Here is an 18,300-nt window from a genome sequence, read left to right as displayed (position 1 = left end):
GCGAGCCCTGCTCGCGATAGCGTCGGTTCAATCAACATTCATGTTGCCTGACCCACCGCGATCGCGAGCAGGGCTCGCTCCCACAGTGGTTTCTTGGCAGGGCACCCATTGTGTGCTGGCTGGCGATAAGGCCAGCAGAATCACCCCGGCTCTATCGCCACCACCTCAATCGCCATATCCCCCATCGGCCGCTTCCAGACCACTTCATCCCCAACCTTGCTCCCCAGCAACGCCCGCCCCAGCGGCGAGCCCCAATTGATCAGCCCTGTGGCCGCATCGGCCTGGTCTTCGCCCACCAGTTGCACGCGCTGCTCATGGTCATGCTCGTCGACAAAGGTCACCCAGTGTCCGATCCGCACCTGATCCGTTGAGGTTGTCGTAATGACTTGTGCGCTTTGCAGGCGTTGATTGAAATAGCGCAGATCCCGTTCCAGGTCCGCGAGGCGCTGTTTGTCCGCCAGGTCTTTGCGGGCTGCCTGTTGGCTGTGCAGCGTCTGTAGCTCGGCAACCCGGGCCTGCAGTTGGGCGAACCCGGCGGGCGTGACGTAGTTGGGTTGCGCGCTGACCTGGCGTTCGACCGGTTGATCGGCCTGGGCCGCGGCGCTGTCTTCGTTGACGAAGGCACGACTCATGCTGTTCTCCTCTCTTGGAGTTTGGGCCATGGTCGCAGGCTTTTGGTTTCGACGGATATCTATGCGCGACTCACTGCGAACGATAGGCCCGGGCGGCGTCGCGGTCCTTTTCCTGTTGCCAGGCGCGCTCGCGTTCATCCCAGTGACGGTCGCGGTAGGTGTCACGGTCTTCACTTTCCCGCATGGCCTGGCATTGTCGGAAGCCGTCGCTCCAGCCTTCGGCGTAGCGAGGATCCTTGAGGTAGCGCGGGACGTCTTTGCGGAACTGGCCGGTGATCGCGCCGGCGGCTTGCCGGCCACTGCTGCAGCCGTCATCGAAGCCGTCGGCGAACGCCGGCGGATAACCTCGGGCGATCAGGTCCTCATGGGTGGTCTCACAGCCGCCAAGCAACATCAATACTGCCAGTACCGCTACCGCGCGCCTCATTTCCTGCCTTCCTGCCGCATGCCCATATACAGGAAGTCTAGAAGCGGATTCGTCAGGTCGATGTGAAACCGCTGTGATTAATCTGTTCGTTATGTTGCCGGTGGGTTTAATCGGATGCCAATCCATAAAGACCAGGCGCCGTACCACCTGTGGGAGCCGAGTTTTCTCGCGATAGCGGTGGACCCGTCAGCATCGTTGGCGATTGACGCGCCCTCATCGCGAGCAAGCTCGGCTCCCACAAGTATTGTGATTAATTGACTGGCATTGGGCCTTGCCTGATCAATAGTGATACCACTTCACCTCCAGCATCACCTCGTTCTCCGGCGAGGCCAGGTGGCTGAATTCCCGCTGGGCGCTCAGGCGCAGGCCGAGGTTGCGGGACAGTTCCCACTGTTGATTCAGGCTCAGGCTGCGGCGCACCTCGCCGTTGAAGAAATAGTCCCCCTTGGCCTCCAGGCTCAGATTGCCCAGCGGGTTTTTCCACAACACGCCGCTGTTGAACCCGGTGGCCGGGGCGATGAATTGGGCGAAGTCGTTGTTGTGTTCCACCCGCACCGTGCCCAGGGCAAACCCCAGCACATCCTCGCCTAGGGCCCAGGTGCCGCCGGCACCACCATTGACGTGGCTGACCAGGGTTTCATCGTCGTGCTTGCCCGGCACCCGTTCCAGGCCCCCGGTGACCTGCCAGGACAGCGGTTGCAGCAACTCATTGCGTGGCGTCAGGGAGCGGATGGTCGCCAGGTCCAGGCGCTGCACCTGCCAGTCGTTGCCTTCGTACTGGCGCAGCTTCAATTGCAGGATTTCAATCTGCGCCCCCAGGGGGAAGCTGTCGCCATTGTCATTGAGGTCGTGGTAAGCCATGCGCAAGCCATATTCGCCGAACGCCCGGTCACCTCGGGTGCCGAGGCCGGCCTGCCAGGTGCGCGATTCATGACCGTTCTCGGGCAGGCCCGGTTGAGGAATATCGAGCTCCGGGGCAGGGTTCTGGTTGATCGCCCGCAACAGTTCGAAACTGCGCTGGGCGCGTTGCGGGTCGCGCTCCTGGCCGTTGGCGCGGTAACGCTCCAGGCGATAGGCCGCATCAACGATCAATGCCTGGCGTTCGCGGGGCAGCGCCTTGAATTCGGGGGCTTGCAATTGCTTTTGGTCGGCGCTGACCTTCAGCACCCATTGTTGTTCATCATCGGTGAGCGGCTCGGCGCGGCTGAGCAGCTCTCGCTCGCGGGACGGCCGATATTCGACACTCTCCACCAACCCGGCTTCCTTCACGGCCTTGACGGTGTCGGTGGGGATCGCCGTCAGCGGGAACTGTTCGGTCAGGCGCAGGCTTGGACGGGCCACTTGCAGCAGTTCGAGCAGGCGGTATGAGCAGTTTTCATCGAAGAAAAAATAGTCGAACTGGATCTGCTTGAGTTCCCAGACGTGCTCGACCATGCGCTCGGTTTCCTCCGGGCTCAGGTTGAGGCGGTACTCCCACAGGTCGCGGTTCTCCAGGCTACGGTACTCGGACAGTTTCTCCTGGTAGGGCACCAGGGCGAACAGGCCGGGATAGCCACCCATCAAACCTTTCCAGGCGTAGATGATGCTGTTGTCCGACCCTTCGATGTAGGCGCCGAAATTGATCGCGTAGCTCAGCAGGGCGGTCTTGTCCCGTTCCACGTCGGCCTGGTCGATGCGCAACAGGGTATGGCCGAACATCGACGACGGGCTGTTCAGGTAGGCGGCCGGGAAAATCATCACCGCGCTGTGGGGGGAGACGTCCTTGAACCATTGGCTGAACTCGCTGCAGTCGACCACCGGCAGATCGGTCAGGTTGAGCTGTGCCTTGAGCCAGCGCGTGCGCGCCGGGTACACGCACTGGGCATGTTGCTGGCCGGCGCTGGCCGGGCCGTAAAGGGCCTGCAGCGTGGCGGTCAGTTCATGATCGGGATGTTCGTTGCCGTCGGGTGCGAGGAAGAATTTCTTGTCGCTGACATAGCTGCGCCAGCCACCGAGCTTGGCGGTTTCGTAGTGGCCCAGGGAAATCCAGAAGCGGTCATTGGCCAATTGCTGCAAACGTTGAGGGTCGACATGAGGTGCGGCGGACAATGGGGCGCACACACAGAGCGCCAGCCAGGCAAGGCGTTTGAGCATAGTCGGCTACTTGGAAGTCGAAAAATAAAGACCGGATGGGGCCCCAAAAAAAGAAAACCCGCTCCCCGAAGGGAGCGAGTGGAGTCGAGCTTAAGCTTGAGTGGCGTACTTGGCCAGGCGAGGATCGTTTTTCAGCACGGCCAGGGTATTGGTATGCACGTCTTCTGCGGTCACGTCAGCCTTGCTGAAGATCTGCTGGAAGTGCTCGTGGGTGACAGCGGAGAAGTGGGCGCGATCTTCTGGCGCCACACCCAGTACCACGGCATAGGTGGTCAGCGCTTCGCCCTGACCCTTGGCCATGTCTTCGGACAGCTCGTTCATCATTCCATTCATGGACAGCCAGGACTTGCCGCCGTAGGTCAGTGCCGCGTTGGTCGAGCAGCCGTTGGTGCCGGAGGTCATACCAAAGGTGGCGTTGCCGGAGGTGCCGTTGGTGGTGGAAGCGAGGAAGTGAGCCGGGGTGCCACGCTGACCTTCGAACAGCATGTTGCCCCAGCCGCAATCCGGCCCGCCCGGCGCCTGAGCCATGGCGTTGAGGGATACAGCGGTGAAGAGAGTACCGAGAAGAATCCGTTTCATAGCTATGTTCTCTTTATGTGCATACCAATGGACAGGGTCTGGCGCCTTCGTGGCCTCAACCACTCGTGCCAGTGGGCCGGTTATTGTTCCAGCCGCGCAGTTTGGAGTTTAGGCACGATCCGAGGGTTCCGTGACATTTTGCAAAAACTATCCTGCAAGTCATGAGGTTACGGGGCTCGACTTCGGTGAGGGCCTGGCCGGTTGACTATGCTTTGACCTGAGGCGCTCCTTGCCAGTCAGGTACGGGCGGCGCCAGAATGCCGTTATCTGCCCCGCCTGATGTAAGGAAGCCCGATGCCTGATCCTGTTGCTGCCAGCTTGCGTCTAGCGCCCGAAGCGCTGACCCGTCCGTTTTCCGCTGAACAGTTCAGCTTCTCTACCACCAATGATCTGGAGCCCTTTCGCGGTGTGCTTGGCCAGGAGCGTGCGGTCGAAGCATTGCAGTTCGGCGTGGCCATGCCACGCCCCGGTTACAACGTATTTGTCATGGGCGAACCCGGCACCGGCCGGTTTTCATTCGTAAAACGCTATCTCAAGGCCGAAGGCAAGCGCCTGCAGACGCCGGCGGACTGGGTCTACGTCAACAACTTCGATGAGCCTCGCGAACCCCGGGCCCTGGAGCTGCCTTCGGGCACCGCCGGTGCGTTCATCAGCGACATCAACGGCCTGATCGACAACCTGCTGTCGACCTTTCCGGCGGTCTTCGAGCACCCGTCCTACCAACAGAAAAAAAGCGCCATCGACCGGGCATTCAACCAGCGCTACGACCGCGCCCTGGATGTCATCGAGCGCCTGGCCCTGGAGAAGGATGTCGCGCTGTACCGTGACAGCAGCAATATCGCTTTCACCCCGATGAGCGACGGCAAGGCCCTGGATGAAGCGGAATTCGCCCAGTTGCCTGAGTCCGAGCGCGAGCGTTTCCATGAAGACATCTCCGGCCTGGAAGAGCGTCTGAACGAAGAACTCGCCAGCCTGCCGCAATGGAAGCGTGAATCCAGCAACCAGTTGCGCCAGCTCAACGAAGAAACCATCACCCTGGCGCTGCAACCCCTGTTGGCGCCGCTGTCGGAAAAATACGCGGAGAACGCGGCAGTCTGTGGTTACCTGCAGGCGATGCAGGTCAACCTGCTCCGCACGGTGGTCGAGCAACTGGTGGACGACAGCAAGACCGACGCCATCGCTCGCAAAATGCTGGAGGAGCAATATGCGCCGAGCCTGGTAGTGGGGCATCCGGCGAGCGGCGGCGCACCGGTGGTGTTCGAACCGCACCCGACCTACGACAACCTGTTCGGGCGCATCGAGTACAGCACCGACCAAGGCGCGCTCTACACCACGTATCGGCAGCTGCGTCCCGGTGCCTTGCATCGGGCCAACGGTGGCTTCCTGATCCTCGAAGCGGAAAAAATGCTCGGCGAGCCGTTCGTGTGGGACGCGCTCAAGCGTGCCCTGCAATCGCGCAAGCTGAAAATGGAGTCACCCCTGGGCGAGCTGGGCCGGTTGGCCACGGTGACCCTCACGCCGCAGCACATCCCGTTGCAGGTCAAGGTCGTGATCATCGGCGCTCGCCAGCTCTACTACGCCTTGCAGGACCTGGATTCGGACTTCCAGGAAATGTTTCGCGTGCTGGTGGACTTCGACGAAGACATCCCGATGGGCGACGAAAGCCTGGAGCAGTTCGCCCAGTTGCTCAAGACCCGCACCTCGGAAGAAGGCATGGCGCCGCTGACCGCCGATGCGGTGGCGCGCCTGGCCACCTACAGTGCCCGCCTGGCCGAACACCAGGGACGCTTGTCGGCCCGTATCGGCGATCTGTTCCAACTGGTCAGCGAGGCGGATTTCATCCGTCAACTGGCCGGTGACGAGATGACCGACGCCGGCCACATCGAGCGCGCCCTCAAGGCCAAGGCCACCCGCACCGGGCGGGTTTCGGCGCGGATCCTCGACGACATGCTGGCGGGGATCATCCTGATCGACACCGACGGTGCGGCCGTCGGCAAATGCAACGGGTTGACGGTGCTGGAGGTGGGCGACTCGGCGTTCGGTGTGCCGGCGCGGATCTCCGCCACGGTGTACCCGGGCGGCAGCGGTATCGTCGACATCGAGCGTGAGGTCAACCTCGGCCAGCCGATTCACTCCAAGGGCGTGATGATCCTGACCGGTTACCTGGGCAGCCGCTACGCCCAGGAATTCCCGTTGGCGATTTCGGCCAGTATCGCCCTGGAGCAGTCCTACGGGTATGTCGACGGCGACAGCGCCTCCCTGGGCGAGGCTTGCACGCTGATTTCCGCGTTGTCGAAGACACCGTTGAAGCAGTGCTTCGCTATCACCGGCTCGATCAACCAGTTCGGGGAAGTGCAGGCGGTGGGTGGGGTCAACGAGAAGATCGAAGGCTTCTTCCGTCTCTGTGAAGCCCGTGGGCTGACCGGCGAGCAGGGGGCAATCATTCCCCAGGCCAACGTCGCTACCCTGATGCTCGATGAGAAGGTGCTGGCCGCCGTCCGGGCGGGGCAGTTCCATGTGTATGCCGTGCGCCAGGCCGACGAGGCCCTGAGCCTGCTGGTGGGTGAGCCCGCGGGTGAGCCGGATGAGAACGGCGAGTTCCCGGAGGGCAGCGTCAACGCCCGCGTGGTGGAGCGGCTGAGGGTGATCGCCGAGATGATCAGCGAAGACGACATCAAGGAGGCGGAAAAGGAACTGGCGCAAGAAGCCTTGGCGGAGACCAAGCCGGCTTGATGCTCATCGAATAGGCGATCCATGTGGGAGCGGGCTTGCTCGCGAAGGCGGTATGTCAGTCACGGTCATGTCGACTGGTATTCCGTCTTCGCGAGCAAACCCGCTCCCACAATAGGTTTTGCGGTCATTTCTTGTGGAAAATGCCACGCTCTTGGCGTCAATATTCACACTATGACCATTCGGCGCCTTCTGGTCTCGCTTGGCTTGCAAGCGGAACTTTTCTTCTATCCTCAGTTCAAGGATAACGAGAGTCATCATCGGATCGAAACAGCCTCCCCCGGGGCTGAATACCGTATCACTGAGGGGCGCCGCCATGTCGCGCAACCTTTGCCTCACCCGTCAATGCCTGGGTCTTGTCACGCGTATCGAATGCGCCATTCGTCCGCTGGCGGGAGATACCGGCATGTGGACCCTGTTGTTCGCCGCCGGAATGGCCGGTGAACAACCTTCCGCCCTCAAGGCCCAAGGCCCGTTTCCCGGCCCGAATGCCGCCGAATCCATCCTCGACACCATCGTCCAGGCGCTGACCTTGCATGGTTATGAGCTGGCCAACGACCCACAGATCTGGTGCCTGCACATGCAAGCCCAGCTACGCGAGATCAATGGCGGTCGTTGCCGCAGTGCCGGCGGCTTCGAATTCCGTCCGCCCCATTGAGGAGCGGATTCCGGCACTCGGAACCTGACACCAGAGACAGCGGCCAGGGACGGCCCTGGCGTTTGTGGGGCCCGTCGTGGCTGATATACTCGCCGCCATTTTCTGTCCCTGGTGTGAGATTCAATGGAACGCTTTATCGAAAATGCAATGTACGCCTCCCGTTGGCTGCTGGCGCCGATCTACTTCGGGCTGTCCCTGGGACTGTTGGCCCTGGCGTTGAAATTCTTCCAGGAAGTCTTTCACGTCATCCCCAACGTGTTTTCCATGGCCGAGTCCGACCTGATCCTGGTGCTGCTGTCGCTGATCGACATGGCGCTGGTGGGCGGCCTGTTGGTGATGGTGATGATTTCCGGCTACGAGAACTTCGTCTCGCAACTGGACATCGATTCCGACAAGGAAAAGCTCAACTGGCTGGGCACCATGGACTCTTCATCCCTGAAGATGAAAGTCGCCGCCTCCATCGTGGCCATTTCCTCCATCCACCTGCTGCGCATTTTCATGGACGCCAAGAACGTCGATCCCGAACACCTGAAGTGGTACGTGATCATCCACATGACCTTCGTGGTGTCGGCGTTCGCCATGGGTTACCTGGACAAGCTGACCAAGCACTAGTGGCCTGTACGGCTAATTCGAGTACTCAAATTCGAGTGCCAGGGCTTGCCAGGCAAGGCGCCATGACGAGTCGTAGCCCCGCTACGGCAAGGAATGGCAACGCAGCCTGGCAAGTCCTGGCGCCGAAGTTGAGTAAACGAATTAGCCACACAGGCCACTAGACCCCCATTGGCACAGCGCCCGTCTGTCGAGAGGCAGACGGGCGTTGTCGTTTCCGGCGAGTCACTTTGACGTGGGCGCTCGTCATCCGTCATGGCATCTGTGCTAGTCTGCTCGCCCTTTTGGTTCCGGGCGCTCCGGGAGGCGCTGTGTCACGCACGGCCATTCCCGAGCCGTCCGCACAGCGGAGCAGCAGCATGTCCGAAGTTAACCTGTCCACCGACGAAACCCGCGTCAGCTACGGCATTGGCCGTCAACTGGGCGACCAGTTGCGCGACAACCCGCCACCGGGCGTCAGCCTGGATGCGATCCTGGCCGGCCTGACCGACGCCTTCGCCGGCAAGCCAAGCCGTGTGGGCCAGGAAGAAATGTCCGCCAGCTTCAAGGTCATCCGCGAAATCATGCAGGCCGAAGCGGCCGCCAAAGCCGAAGCCGCTGCGGGCGAAGGTCGTGCGTTCCTGGCTGAAAATGCCAAGCGCGACGGCATCACCACCCTGGCTTCGGGCCTGCAATTCGAAGTGCTGACCCAGGGTGAAGGCGCCAAGCCGACCCGTGAAGACCAGGTGCGTACCCACTACCACGGCACCCTGATCGATGGCACTGTGTTCGACAGCTCCTACGATCGTGGCCAGCCAGCCGAATTCCCGGTGGGCGGCGTGATCCCAGGCTGGACCGAGGCGCTGCAACTGATGAATGCCGGCAGCAAATGGCGCCTGTACGTGCCGAGCGAACTGGCTTACGGCGCCCAGGGCGTTGGCAGCATTCCGCCGCACAGCGTTCTGGTGTTCGACGTCGAACTGCTGGACGTTCTGTAAGGCAATAGCAGGCCTTTGTGGGAGCGGGTTTGCTCGCGATGGCGGTCAGTCAGTCGAGTTAATGTTGACTGACACGCCGTCATCGCGAGCGGGCTCGCTCCCACAGGGCTTGTGTGCTCATCCGTGAAACTTGCCATTGAAATCACTCGTCGGGCGCAATGCCCGGGCATAGCAGAACAGGAACAGGTTTCGCACCAGCTCCTTGAGCACCAGCGGTTCGCTGGAGTTCAGGCTGTTGATGTCCAGATCTCCCTGATCCTGTAGTTCGCTCAAGGCTTCTTCTTCAAGCACCGCACAGACTTCCCCGGTTTCCCGATGCAGGATCCTGAGGTAGGGATGTGGGCGGTCCAGCCAGGCATCGATCAAATAAGTCATGGTTCTCATCTCCTTGATGGGTTTGATGAGAATAATTCTTATTATCGAAATAGCAAGGCTCTATTTGTATTCCGGTTTGTTTTCTGACGATGGGTTGTCGCAGCTCACGGCGACTGGCGTTTGGCTGGCATGTGCAGAGCGGGGCTGAGGCGGGGAGGGCGAGGCACCATCCCACGCGAGGCGTGGGATGGTATACAGAAGGCTCAGACTTTTCTGACAAACTCGGATTTGAGTTTCATCGGGCCGATGCCATCGATCTTGCAGTCGATGTCATGATCGCCGTCGCACAGGCGGATGTTCTTGACCTTGGTGCCCACCTTGACCACCAGCGACGTGCCCTTGACCTTGAGGTCCTTGATCACGGTAATGGTGTCGCCGTCCTGCAGGACGTTGCCGACCGAGTCTTTCTTCACGGTGTCATCGGACGCCGCTTCGACTTCGCCGCTGGCAGACCATTCGTGGGCACACTCCGGGCAGACCAGTTGGGTACCGTCTTCGTAAGTGTATTCGGAATTGCATTTCGGGCAGGGTGGCAACGTGCTCACTAAGGTTCCTTGGGTATCAGGAGGGCAAAAGGGCGCACATTATATAGGGTTTTTGGCGAGGCGGGTGGTGCTGCGAAGGCATTGTGGCGAGGGGATTTATCCCCGTTGGGCTGCGAAGCAGCCCCAAAAATTATGCCCCACCGTCATTGGTCCATCGGCTCAAGCATCCTTGGGGCCGCTTCGCGCCCCAGCGGGGATAAATCCCCTCGCCACAAAAGCCTTGGATCAATGGGTACGGGCGACCGCAAACTCGCTCAATTCCACCAGGGCATCGCGGTATTCGCTGGCCGGCAGGGCATCGAGGCATTTGATTGCGCGGGCGACATAGTCCCGGGCCAGTTTCGCGGTGTAGTCCAGCGAGCCGGAGGCTTCGACCGCTGCGCGAATGCTTTCCAGGTCTTCGATCCCGCCTTTCTGGATGGCCTGGCGTACCAGGGCCGCCTGTTCTGGCGTACCTTCGCGCATGGTGTAGATCAGCGGCAAGGTCGGCTTGCCCTCGGCGAGGTCGTCACCGACGTTCTTGCCCAGGGTTTCGGCGTCGCCCTTGTAGTCCAGCAGGTCGTCCACCAACTGGAAGGCCACGCCCAGGTGATCGCCGAAGGTGCGCAGCGCTTCGCTCTGCTCGGCGGTCGCGCCGGCCAGCGCGGCGGCGCTGTGGGTCGAGGCTTCGAAGAGCATCGCAGTCTTGCCGCGGATGACCTCCATGTAGGTTTCCTCGGTGGTGCTGGCGTCACGCACCTTGGACAACTGCAGTACTTCGCCTTCAGCGATGATGCGAGTGGCCTGGGACAGGATCTTCATCACCGGCATCGAGCCCAGTTCGACCATCATTTCGAACGAGCGCGAATACAGGAAGTCGCCCACCAGTACGCTCGGGGCGTTGCCCCACATGGCATTGGCGGTCGAGCGGCCACGGCGCATGCCGGACATGTCGACCACGTCGTCATGCAGCAAAGTGGCGGTATGCAGGAATTCGATGGTGGCAGCCAGCAGACGCAGGTCGTCGCCTTCGCGGCCCAGGGCCTTGCCACACAGGAGCACCAATAAAGGTCGTAGGCGCTTGCCGCCAGCCGAGGTGATGTAGTCGCCGATTTTCGACACCAGCGGCACTCGGGAAGTCAGCTGCTTCTTGATGATGCCGTCGACGGCACTAAAATCGTCCGCCACTGCGCGGTAGAAAGCTTGGGGTTGCATCAGCGACAGGCGCTCCAGAAGGGTTGCGCGGCATGCTAGGACCCACGTCCGGGGCTGTCAAGGCACGATGGACGGCTACTTGCATCGCCAGGACAGCTTGCGTACAATCGCGCACCCTGAACTTCCTGGGCAGCACCTGCCTTACGCAATTGCATCCGGGCCTTCCAGCCCATGCAGCCATGCCAGCCAATACCTCTTCTTCTAAAGCGCTGGGTGAGCAGGATTATCGGAGAAATACCATGTCTTATGCAGTAATCGTTACTGGTGGCAAGCAATACAAGGTCGCCCCAGGTGAATACCTGAAGATCGAAAAACTGGAAGTCGCTACCGGCGAATCCGTGACTTTTGATCGCGTTCTGTTGGTCGCCAATGGCGATGACGTGAATATCGGTGCTCCAGTTGTTGCTGGCGCGACCGTTGTGGCTGAAGTGATCTCCCAAGGTCGTCACGATAAAGTCCGCATCATCAAGTTCCGTCGTCGTAAGCACCACATGAAGCGTATGGGCCACCGCCAGTGGTACACCGAGATCAAAATCACCGGTATTCAGGCTTAATTTCAGCCTAATTCCTCACTAGGAGAATTGAACTCATGGCACACAAAAAAGCTGGTGGTAGTACCCGTAACGGTCGCGACTCAGAAGCCAAACGCCTTGGCGTGAAGATGTATGGCGGCCAGAAAATCATTCCGGGCAACATCATCGTGCGTCAGCGCGGCACCCAATTCCACGCCGGTTACGGTGTAGGCATGGGTAAGGATCACACCCTCTTCGCTAAAATCGAAGGCGTGATCAAGTTCGAAGTAAAGGGCGCGTTCAACCGCCGTTACGTGAGCGTTGTCGCGGCTTAATCGCGAGAATGCTGGAGAAGCCCTGTCTTGCGACGGGGCTTTTTCGTTTGTGGGGTGAGTCTCTTGCAAAGCTGTTTGTATGGGCTGCCGGCGCTGTTATCGGGCGCTTGATCTGGTCGCTGCGTTCATTTTTGCAAGAGTCTTATGTCTTGTTTTTTTCGACTCGTCCGTATGGCGAGAGGCGTGTGTCATGAAGTTTGTTGATGAAGTATCGATTCGAGTAAAGGCCGGCGACGGCGGCAATGGTTGCATGAGTTTCCGTCGGGAAAAGTTCATTGAAAACGGCGGTCCGAACGGTGGTGACGGCGGCGACGGCGGCTCGATCTTCATGCTCGCCGACGAAAACCTCAACACTCTGGTGGACTACCGTTACACCCGGCACTTCGATGCCGAGCGTGGCTCCAACGGCGGCAGCACCGACTGCACCGGCAAGAAGGGCGAGGACCTGGTCCTGCGCGTTCCGGTCGGTACCACGGTGATCGACTCCGCGACCCAGGAAGTCATTGGCGACCTGACCAAGCCGGGCCAGCGTCTGCTGGTGGCTCATGGTGGTTGGCACGGCCTGGGCAACACCCGCTTCAAGTCCAGTACCAACCGCGCGCCGCGCCAGACCACCCCGGGCAAGCCGGGCGAGCAGCGTGACCTGAAGCTGGAGATGAAGGTGCTGGCCGACGTGGGCCTGCTGGGCTTGCCGAACGCCGGTAAAAGTACATTCATTCGCTCGGTGTCGGCCGCCAAGCCGAAAGTGGCGGACTACCCATTCACCACCCTGGTGCCGAACCTGGGCGTGGTCAGTGTCGATCGCTGGAAGAGTTTCGTGGTTGCGGACATTCCGGGGCTGATCGAGGGGGCTTCCGATGGCGCTGGCCTGGGGATTCGCTTCCTCAAGCACTTGTCTCGTACCCGTCTGCTGCTGCATCTCGTGGACATGGCGCCGCTGGATGAGAGCAATGCTGCCGATGCTGCCGAAGTCATTGTCAGCGAGCTGACCAAGTTCAGTCCGGCTCTGGCCGAGCGTGATCGCTGGCTGGTGCTGAACAAGTGCGATCAGATCCTCGAAGAAGAGCACGAGGAGCGGGTCAAGGAAATCGTCGACCGCCTGGAGTGGGAAGGTCCGGTCTACGTGATCTCCGCCATTGCCAAAGAAGGCACCGAGCGCCTGTGTCACGACATCATGCGCTACCTGGAAGATCGCGCCGATCGCCTGGCCAATGACCCGGTCTACAAGGAAGAGCTGGCCGAGCTCGATCAGCGCATCGAAGATGAAGCCCGTGCGCAGCTGCAGGCGTTGGATGACCAGCGTGCCCTGCGTCGCAGTGGTGTGAAGTCGGTCCATGACATCGGTGAAGATGACTGGGATGAAGAAGATGTGGATGACGAAGATGGTCCGGAGATCATCTACGTTCGCGACTGATCACGCGGCGAGCTTGGCTCTTGTGGGAGCGGGCTTGCTCGCGAATGCGGTCGGTCAGCAATATTGATGCTGGCTGGCACACTGCTTTCGCGAGCAAGCCCGCTCCCACATGGATTTGTCTCCAGCTGACCGGTGTCGGTGCCGCCAGTGATGCTTCATCTGCCGGGACGCGGTGTTATCATCGCTGCCAGCCGGTTTCCAGGGCGCCGCTCATTCGAGCGGCGTTTTGGTGTCTGCAAAACGCAAATACGAATAATCCCATGGACGGCGCTGGGTCGCGCCGTCCGCTGGCAAAGGTTGAAGATGATGCGGAGCAAGGTGACGGGTGCGCGGCGCTGGGTCGTGAAGATCGGCAGTGCACTGCTGACGGCGGATGGCAAGGGCCTGGATCGCAAGGCGATGGCGGTGTGGGTCGAGCAGATGGTGGCCTTGCATGAGGCTGGCGTCGAGCTGGTGCTGGTCTCTTCGGGGGCGGTGGCGGCCGGCATGAGCCGTCTGGGCTGGACGTCGCGACCCAGCGCGATGCACGAATTGCAGGCGGCCGCCGCCATTGGCCAGATGGGCCTTGTACAGGCCTGGGAATCCAGCTTCGCCGAGCATGGTCGTCATACAGCGCAGATTCTGCTGACTCACGATGACCTTTCCGACCGCAAGCGTTACCTCAATGCTCGCAGTACCTTGCGCGCGCTGGTAGAGCTGAAAGTCATCCCGGTGATCAACGAGAACGATACCGTAGTCACCGATGAGATCCGTTTCGGCGACAACGACACCTTGGCCGCGCTGGTGGCGAACCTGGTGGAGGCCGATCTGCTGGTGATTCTCACGGACCGCGACGGCATGTTCGACGCCGATCCGCGCACCAATCCCGACGCCAAGCTGATCTACGAAGCCCGTGCCGATGATCCGGCCCTGGACGCGGTCGCGGGCGGCACCGGCGGCGCGCTGGGGCGTGGCGGCATGCAAACCAAGCTGCGTGCCGCACGCCTGGCGGCGCGCTCCGGTGCTCACACCATCATCATCGGTGGTCGGCTGGAGCGGGTGTTGGATCGCCTGAAAGCGGGCGAGCACATCGGTACGTTGCTCTCGCCTGAGCGCGGCATGTTGGCGGCGCGCAAGCAATGGCTGGCCGGCCATCTGCAAACCCGCGGCACGTTGGTGCTGGATGCGGGGGCCGTGACGGCGCTGTCCCAGGGCAACAAAAGTCTGCTGCCGGTGGGTGTGAAGCTGGTCCAGGGCAGCTTTCGGCGTGGCGAGATGGTGGTGTGCGTGGCGGCTGACGGTCGCGAGATCGCCCGTGGCCTGGCTAACTACAGCGCGCTGGAAGCACAGAAAATCATCGGCCAGTCGTCTGATGCGATCGTCGGCCTGTTGGGTTACATGGCTGAGCCTGAGTTGGTTCACCGCGACAACCTGATTCTTGTCTAAGGAAATCACATGGGTTTGGTAAAAGGATTGATCGGCCTGCTGTTGGCGATGCCGCTGCTGGTCTCGGCCGAGGAAATTGGCCAGGTGTCGACGGTATTCAAGTTTGTCGGGCCGAACGACCGGATCGTGGTCGAGGCGTTCGACGATCCCAAGGTGGATGGTGTGACTTGTTACCTGTCCCGGGCCAAGACCGGTGGCGTAAAAGGTGGTCTGGGTCTGGCTGAGGATCGCGCCGAGGCGTCCATCGCCTGTCGGCAGGTGGGGCCGATCAGCTTCAAGGGTGAGCTCAAGGATGGCGAGGAAGTATTTCGTGAGCGCACCTCGCTGGTATTCAAGACCATGCAGGTGGTGCGGTTCCTCGACAAGAAGCGCAATACGCTGGTGTACCTGGTCTACAGCGATCGCGTGATCGAGGGCAGTCCGCAGAATGCGGTGACGGCGATTCCGATCCTGCCGTGGGCGCACGCGCAATAATCGATACACAGCCCCTGTGGGGGGAGAGGCTTCTGCTCCCCACAGAAGCCTTACTCCCACATAAATTTTTGTGGTGTATAAAATCGCAGGCAATAAAAAACCGACCCGGAGGTCGGTTTTTTAACGAGCGCGTCGCTTAGGCAGCAGCGGCAACGTTCAGGGCCTTTACGTGGCCATTCAGGCGGCTCTTATGACGAGCAGCCTTGTTCTTGTGGATGATGCCTTTATCGGCCATACGGTCGATAACAGGCACAGCCAGAACGTAAGCAGCTTGAGCTTTTTCAGCGTCTTTTGCGTCGATGGCCTTAACTACGTTTTTGATGTAGGTACGAACCATGGAACGCAGGCTGGCGTTGTGGCTGCGACGCTTCTCAGCCTGTTTTGCACGTTTTTTGGCGGAAGGTGAGTTGGCCACCGTCGAGCTCCTCGAAAGACTTTTTGGGAAATAGCAAACAAAATAGGCCGCGAATCATGCCGATGAGTTGAGGTCTTGTCAAGGGCGGGTGACGCGTTCCGCTGAATGGCAGGTACAACGCACCGGGTGATTTCTTTCCGGCGTGTGACCTGTAAACTCGCGGGCTTTGGCGCTGTGCTGTTTAGCGGCGCGGAGTATCGCACAAGTGGGCGCGTTGTTCGCCTGCTGTTTATCGACAGGCTGAAACTCTTTTCATGAATCTGCTCAAATCGTTGGCTGCCGTCAGCTCTATCACGATGCTTTCCCGCGTCCTGGGATTTGTTCGCGACACGCTCATCGCACGGATATTCGGCGCCGGAATGGCCACCGACGCCTTCTTCATCGCCTTCAAACTGCCCAATCTGCTGCGCCGGATCTTCGCCGAAGGGGCGTTTTCCCAGGCCTTCGTACCGATCCTGGCGGAATATAAAAGCCAGAAGGGCGATGAGGCGACCCGCACCTTCATTGCCTATGTCACCGGTTTGCTGACGCTGGTGCTGGCGCTCGTCACGACGGCTGGCATGCTCGCCGCGCCCTGGGTGATCTGGGCCACGGCGCCAGGCTTTACCGATACCCCGGAAAAATACCAGCTCACCACCGATCTTTTGCGGGTGACGTTTCCTTATATATTGCTGATTTCCCTGTCGTCCCTGGCCGGAGCGATCCTCAATACCTGGAACCGGTTTTCGGTGCCGGCCTTCGTGCCGACGCTGCTCAATGTCAGCATGATCGTGTTCGCGGTGTTCCTGACGCCGTATTTCAACCCTCCGGTGATGGCCCTCGGCTGGGCAGTACTGGTGGGCGGCCTGGCGCAACTGCTGTATCAACTGCCCTACCTGAAGAAGATCGGCATGCTGGTACTGCCGCGCCTGAACCTGCGCGACAGCGGCGTCTGGCGGGTGCTGAAGCAGATGCTGCCAGCGATCCTCGGGGTGTCGGTGAGCCAGATTTCCCTGATCATCAACACCATTTTCGCCTCGTTCCTGGTGGCCGGCTCGGTATCGTGGATGTACTACGCCGACCGTCTGATGGAGTTGCCGTCCGGCGTGCTGGGCGTGGCGTTGGGCACGATCCTGTTGCCGACCCTGGCCAAGACCTATGCCAGCCGGGACCGCCAGGAGTACTCGCGTATTCTCGACTGGGGCCTGCGCCTGTGCTTCGTACTGGTGCTGCCATGTGCGGTGGCCCTGGGGATCCTGGCGGAACCCCTGACTGTCTCGTTGTTCCAGTACGGCCAGTTCAAGGCGTTCGATGCCCTGATGACCCAGCGGGCCCTGATTGCTTACTCGGTGGGATTGCTGGGGATTATCCTGATCAAGGTGCTGGCGCCAGGGTTCTATGCCCAGCAGAACATCCGCACGCCGGTGAAGATCGCCATTTTCACCCTGGTGATGACGCAATTGTTCAACCTCTTGCTGATCGGCCCCTTGGCTCACGCCGGCCTGGCCCTGGCGATCAGTATTGGCGCCTGCCTCAACGCCGGGCTGCTGTTCTACCAACTGCGCAAGCAGAAGATGTATCAAGCGCAGCCGGGATGGGGCGTGTTCGGCCTCAAGCTGCTGGTGGCCGTGGTAGTGATGGCGGCGGTGTTGCTGGGGGCGATGCATTTCATGCCGGCCTGGGGCGAAGGGCAGATGCTCGAGCGTTTCCTGCGCCTCGGCGTGCTGGTCGTCGCGGGCGTGGTGGCCTATTTCGGTATGTTGCTGCTGATGGGGTTCCGTCTGCGTGACTTCAATCGCAAGGCCTTGCGCTGAGGGATTGCCCTCGATGAGGGCGGGGCGGGCAGTGGTTTTGTCGGTTCGATCACTTTGGGTTACGGTGTTGCCTGTCGTTGGCCGCCGGGTGTGGTTATAATCGGCCACTTTATGAGCAAGAAGCGCGTTATGCAGCTGGTTCGAGGCCTCCACAACCTGCGTCCCCGGCATCGGGGCTGTGTCGCCACCATTGGCAACTTCGACGGTGTTCACCGTGGCCACCAGGCTATCCTGGCGCGGCTGCGCGAGCGTGCGCTGGAGTTGGGCCTGCCCAGTTGCGTGGTCATCTTCGAGCCGCAACCCCGGGAGTTTTTTGCCCCGGACACCGCGCCGGCCCGTCTGGCCCGCTTGCGGGACAAACTGCAACTGCTGGCCGCCGAAGGCGTCGATCGGGTCCTGTGCCTGGCTTTCAACGAGCGCCTGAGCAAGCTCAGCGCCGCTGAATTCGTCGAGACCATCCTGGTGGACGGTCTCGACGTGAAGCATCTGGAGGTCGGCGACGATTTCCGTTTCGGTTGCGACAGGGCAGGGGATTTCGCCTACCTGCAGCAGGCCGGCCTCGCCCGTGGCTTTACCGTTGAGGCGGCGCAGACCGTCGAGATGGATGGCTTGCGTGTCAGCAGCACCCAGGTCCGCAATGCCCTGGCCGCTGCCGACTTCGAATTGGCCGAGCGCTTGCTCGGCCGCCCGTACCGGATTGCCGGGCGGATCCTGCACGGACAGAAGCTGGCGCGCCAATTGGGTACGCCGACCGCCAACGTGCAACTCAAGCGTCGTCGTGTGCCGCTGACCGGGGTGTTCCTGGTGAGTGTCGAGATCGACGGCAAGGCCTGGCCCGGCGTCGCCAATATCGGCGTACGCCCCACGGTCCAGGGAGATGGCAAGGCCCATCTCGAAGTACATGTTCTGGATTTTGCCGGCGATCTGTATGACCGGCGTTTGACGGTGGTTTTCCACCAGAAGCTGCGTGAAGAGCAGCGTTTTGCCTCCCTGGAGGCGCTCAAGACGGCGATCCATGCAGATATCGCCGCCGCCCGTGCCCTTGTCGCAACCAGCGCCAATCGCTAATGAAG

General features: G+C 60.8%; 19 protein-coding genes. 11 read left to right on the top strand and 8 right to left on the bottom strand.

Features of this window, described 5'->3' with window-relative positions; translation table 11 throughout:
* Positions 1 to 140: 140 nt before the first annotated feature.
* The 4 genes from PCOSP_RS25040 to PCOSP_RS25025 all read right to left on the bottom strand — a co-directional run bounded on the left by PCOSP_RS25040 (position 141) and on the right by PCOSP_RS25025 (position 3,771).
* A complete protein-coding gene (locus PCOSP_RS25040; protein ID WP_464709729.1) occupies positions 141 to 632 on the bottom strand; it encodes a GreA/GreB family elongation factor in 492 nt (163 codons plus the stop codon).
* Positions 633 to 702: 70 nt separating this feature from the next.
* Positions 703 to 1,059, bottom strand: coding sequence for a hypothetical protein (locus tag PCOSP_RS25035; protein WP_464709728.1), 357 nt, complete (start codon positions 1,057 to 1,059; stop codon positions 703 to 705).
* A gap of 279 nt (positions 1,060 to 1,338) precedes the next feature.
* A complete protein-coding gene (locus PCOSP_RS25030) occupies positions 1,339 to 3,192 on the bottom strand; it encodes an Lnb N-terminal periplasmic domain-containing protein (protein WP_464709727.1) in 1,854 nt (617 codons plus the stop codon).
* 90 nt (positions 3,193 to 3,282) lie between these two features.
* Complete coding sequence (locus tag PCOSP_RS25025) at positions 3,283 to 3,771, bottom strand: DUF3015 domain-containing protein (protein ID WP_041022759.1); 489 nt, start codon at positions 3,769 to 3,771, stop codon at positions 3,283 to 3,285.
* Positions 3,772 to 4,065: 294 nt separating this feature from the next.
* Here PCOSP_RS25025 and PCOSP_RS25020 point away from each other — a divergent pair, with 294 nt between their 5' ends.
* From PCOSP_RS25020 to PCOSP_RS25005, 4 genes are all read left to right on the top strand, one after another.
* On the top strand, positions 4,066 to 6,504 hold the full coding sequence (locus PCOSP_RS25020; RefSeq protein ID WP_041022758.1) for a Lon protease family protein: 2,439 nt from the start codon (positions 4,066 to 4,068) through the stop codon (positions 6,502 to 6,504).
* A 313-nt stretch (positions 6,505 to 6,817) separates the two neighbouring features.
* Positions 6,818 to 7,159 carry a PA4575 family protein gene (locus tag PCOSP_RS25015; protein ID WP_139649855.1) on the top strand — a complete coding sequence of 114 codons (342 nt, stop codon included), beginning with the start codon at positions 6,818 to 6,820 and terminating at the stop codon, positions 7,157 to 7,159.
* A 123-nt stretch (positions 7,160 to 7,282) separates the two neighbouring features.
* Positions 7,283 to 7,771 carry a TIGR00645 family protein gene (locus PCOSP_RS25010; protein ID WP_003185611.1) on the top strand — a complete coding sequence of 163 codons (489 nt, stop codon included), beginning with the start codon at positions 7,283 to 7,285 and terminating at the stop codon, positions 7,769 to 7,771.
* A gap of 356 nt (positions 7,772 to 8,127) precedes the next feature.
* Entirely contained in the window at positions 8,128 to 8,745 is a 618-nt protein-coding gene (locus PCOSP_RS25005) for an FKBP-type peptidyl-prolyl cis-trans isomerase (protein WP_024780767.1), read from the top strand.
* A 117-nt stretch (positions 8,746 to 8,862) separates the two neighbouring features.
* Here PCOSP_RS25005 and PCOSP_RS25000 read toward each other — a convergent pair whose 3' ends face one another.
* The 3 genes from PCOSP_RS25000 to PCOSP_RS24990 form a co-directional block, all read right to left on the bottom strand.
* Positions 8,863 to 9,120 (bottom strand): PA4570 family protein, encoded by a 258-nt coding sequence (locus PCOSP_RS25000; RefSeq protein WP_024780768.1) that lies wholly within the window; start codon positions 9,118 to 9,120, stop codon positions 8,863 to 8,865.
* A gap of 203 nt (positions 9,121 to 9,323) precedes the next feature.
* Positions 9,324 to 9,665, bottom strand: a complete 342-nt coding sequence (locus PCOSP_RS24995; protein WP_139649853.1) for a zinc ribbon domain-containing protein YjdM — start codon at positions 9,663 to 9,665, stop codon at positions 9,324 to 9,326.
* Between the two features lie 225 nt (positions 9,666 to 9,890).
* Complete coding sequence (locus tag PCOSP_RS24990; protein WP_139649848.1) at positions 9,891 to 10,859, bottom strand: polyprenyl synthetase family protein; 969 nt, start codon at positions 10,857 to 10,859, stop codon at positions 9,891 to 9,893.
* A 239-nt stretch (positions 10,860 to 11,098) separates the two neighbouring features.
* On the opposite strand from PCOSP_RS24990, the gene rplU reads away from it, so the two are divergent.
* The 5 genes from rplU (at position 11,099) to PCOSP_RS24965 (ending at position 15,019) form a co-directional block, all read left to right on the top strand.
* A complete protein-coding gene (gene rplU / locus PCOSP_RS24985) occupies positions 11,099 to 11,413 on the top strand; it encodes a 50S ribosomal protein L21 (protein WP_007950961.1) in 315 nt (104 codons plus the stop codon).
* Between the two features lie 35 nt (positions 11,414 to 11,448).
* On the top strand, positions 11,449 to 11,706 hold the full coding sequence (rpmA, locus tag PCOSP_RS24980; protein WP_003176049.1) for a 50S ribosomal protein L27: 258 nt from the start codon (positions 11,449 to 11,451) through the stop codon (positions 11,704 to 11,706).
* A gap of 190 nt (positions 11,707 to 11,896) precedes the next feature.
* Positions 11,897 to 13,120, top strand: coding sequence for an Obg family GTPase CgtA (gene cgtA, locus PCOSP_RS24975; RefSeq protein ID WP_024780771.1), 1,224 nt, complete (start codon positions 11,897 to 11,899; stop codon positions 13,118 to 13,120).
* 306 nt (positions 13,121 to 13,426) lie between these two features.
* Positions 13,427 to 14,545: a glutamate 5-kinase gene (gene proB, locus PCOSP_RS24970; protein ID WP_139649882.1), complete on the top strand. Its 1,119-nt coding sequence runs from the start codon at positions 13,427 to 13,429 to the stop codon at positions 14,543 to 14,545.
* A 9-nt stretch (positions 14,546 to 14,554) separates the two neighbouring features.
* Positions 14,555 to 15,019, top strand: coding sequence for a CreA family protein (locus tag PCOSP_RS24965; RefSeq protein ID WP_139649846.1), 465 nt, complete (start codon positions 14,555 to 14,557; stop codon positions 15,017 to 15,019).
* Between the two features lie 136 nt (positions 15,020 to 15,155).
* Here PCOSP_RS24965 and rpsT read toward each other — a convergent pair whose 3' ends face one another.
* The gene (rpsT, locus tag PCOSP_RS24960; protein WP_020798646.1) at positions 15,156 to 15,434 is read right to left on the bottom strand and encodes a 30S ribosomal protein S20; all 279 of its coding nucleotides are present in this window, start codon (positions 15,432 to 15,434) and stop codon (positions 15,156 to 15,158) included.
* 254 nt (positions 15,435 to 15,688) lie between these two features.
* Here rpsT and murJ point away from each other — a divergent pair, with 254 nt between their 5' ends.
* Together murJ and ribF are read left to right on the top strand one after the other, a co-directional pair.
* Positions 15,689 to 17,227 carry a murein biosynthesis integral membrane protein MurJ gene (gene murJ, locus PCOSP_RS24955; RefSeq protein ID WP_139649844.1) on the top strand — a complete coding sequence of 513 codons (1,539 nt, stop codon included), beginning with the start codon at positions 15,689 to 15,691 and terminating at the stop codon, positions 17,225 to 17,227.
* Positions 17,228 to 17,356: 129 nt separating this feature from the next.
* The gene (ribF, locus tag PCOSP_RS24950; protein WP_175363999.1) at positions 17,357 to 18,295 is read left to right on the top strand and encodes a bifunctional riboflavin kinase/FAD synthetase; all 939 of its coding nucleotides are present in this window, start codon (positions 17,357 to 17,359) and stop codon (positions 18,293 to 18,295) included.
* The last annotated feature ends 5 nt before the right edge of the window (positions 18,296 to 18,300 follow it).

The sequence above is a fragment of the Pseudomonas sp. MAFF 730105 genome (assembly GCF_055380705.1).
The sequence above is the reverse complement of the archived record's forward strand: the minus strand, read 5'-3'. Positions and strand labels throughout refer to the sequence as shown.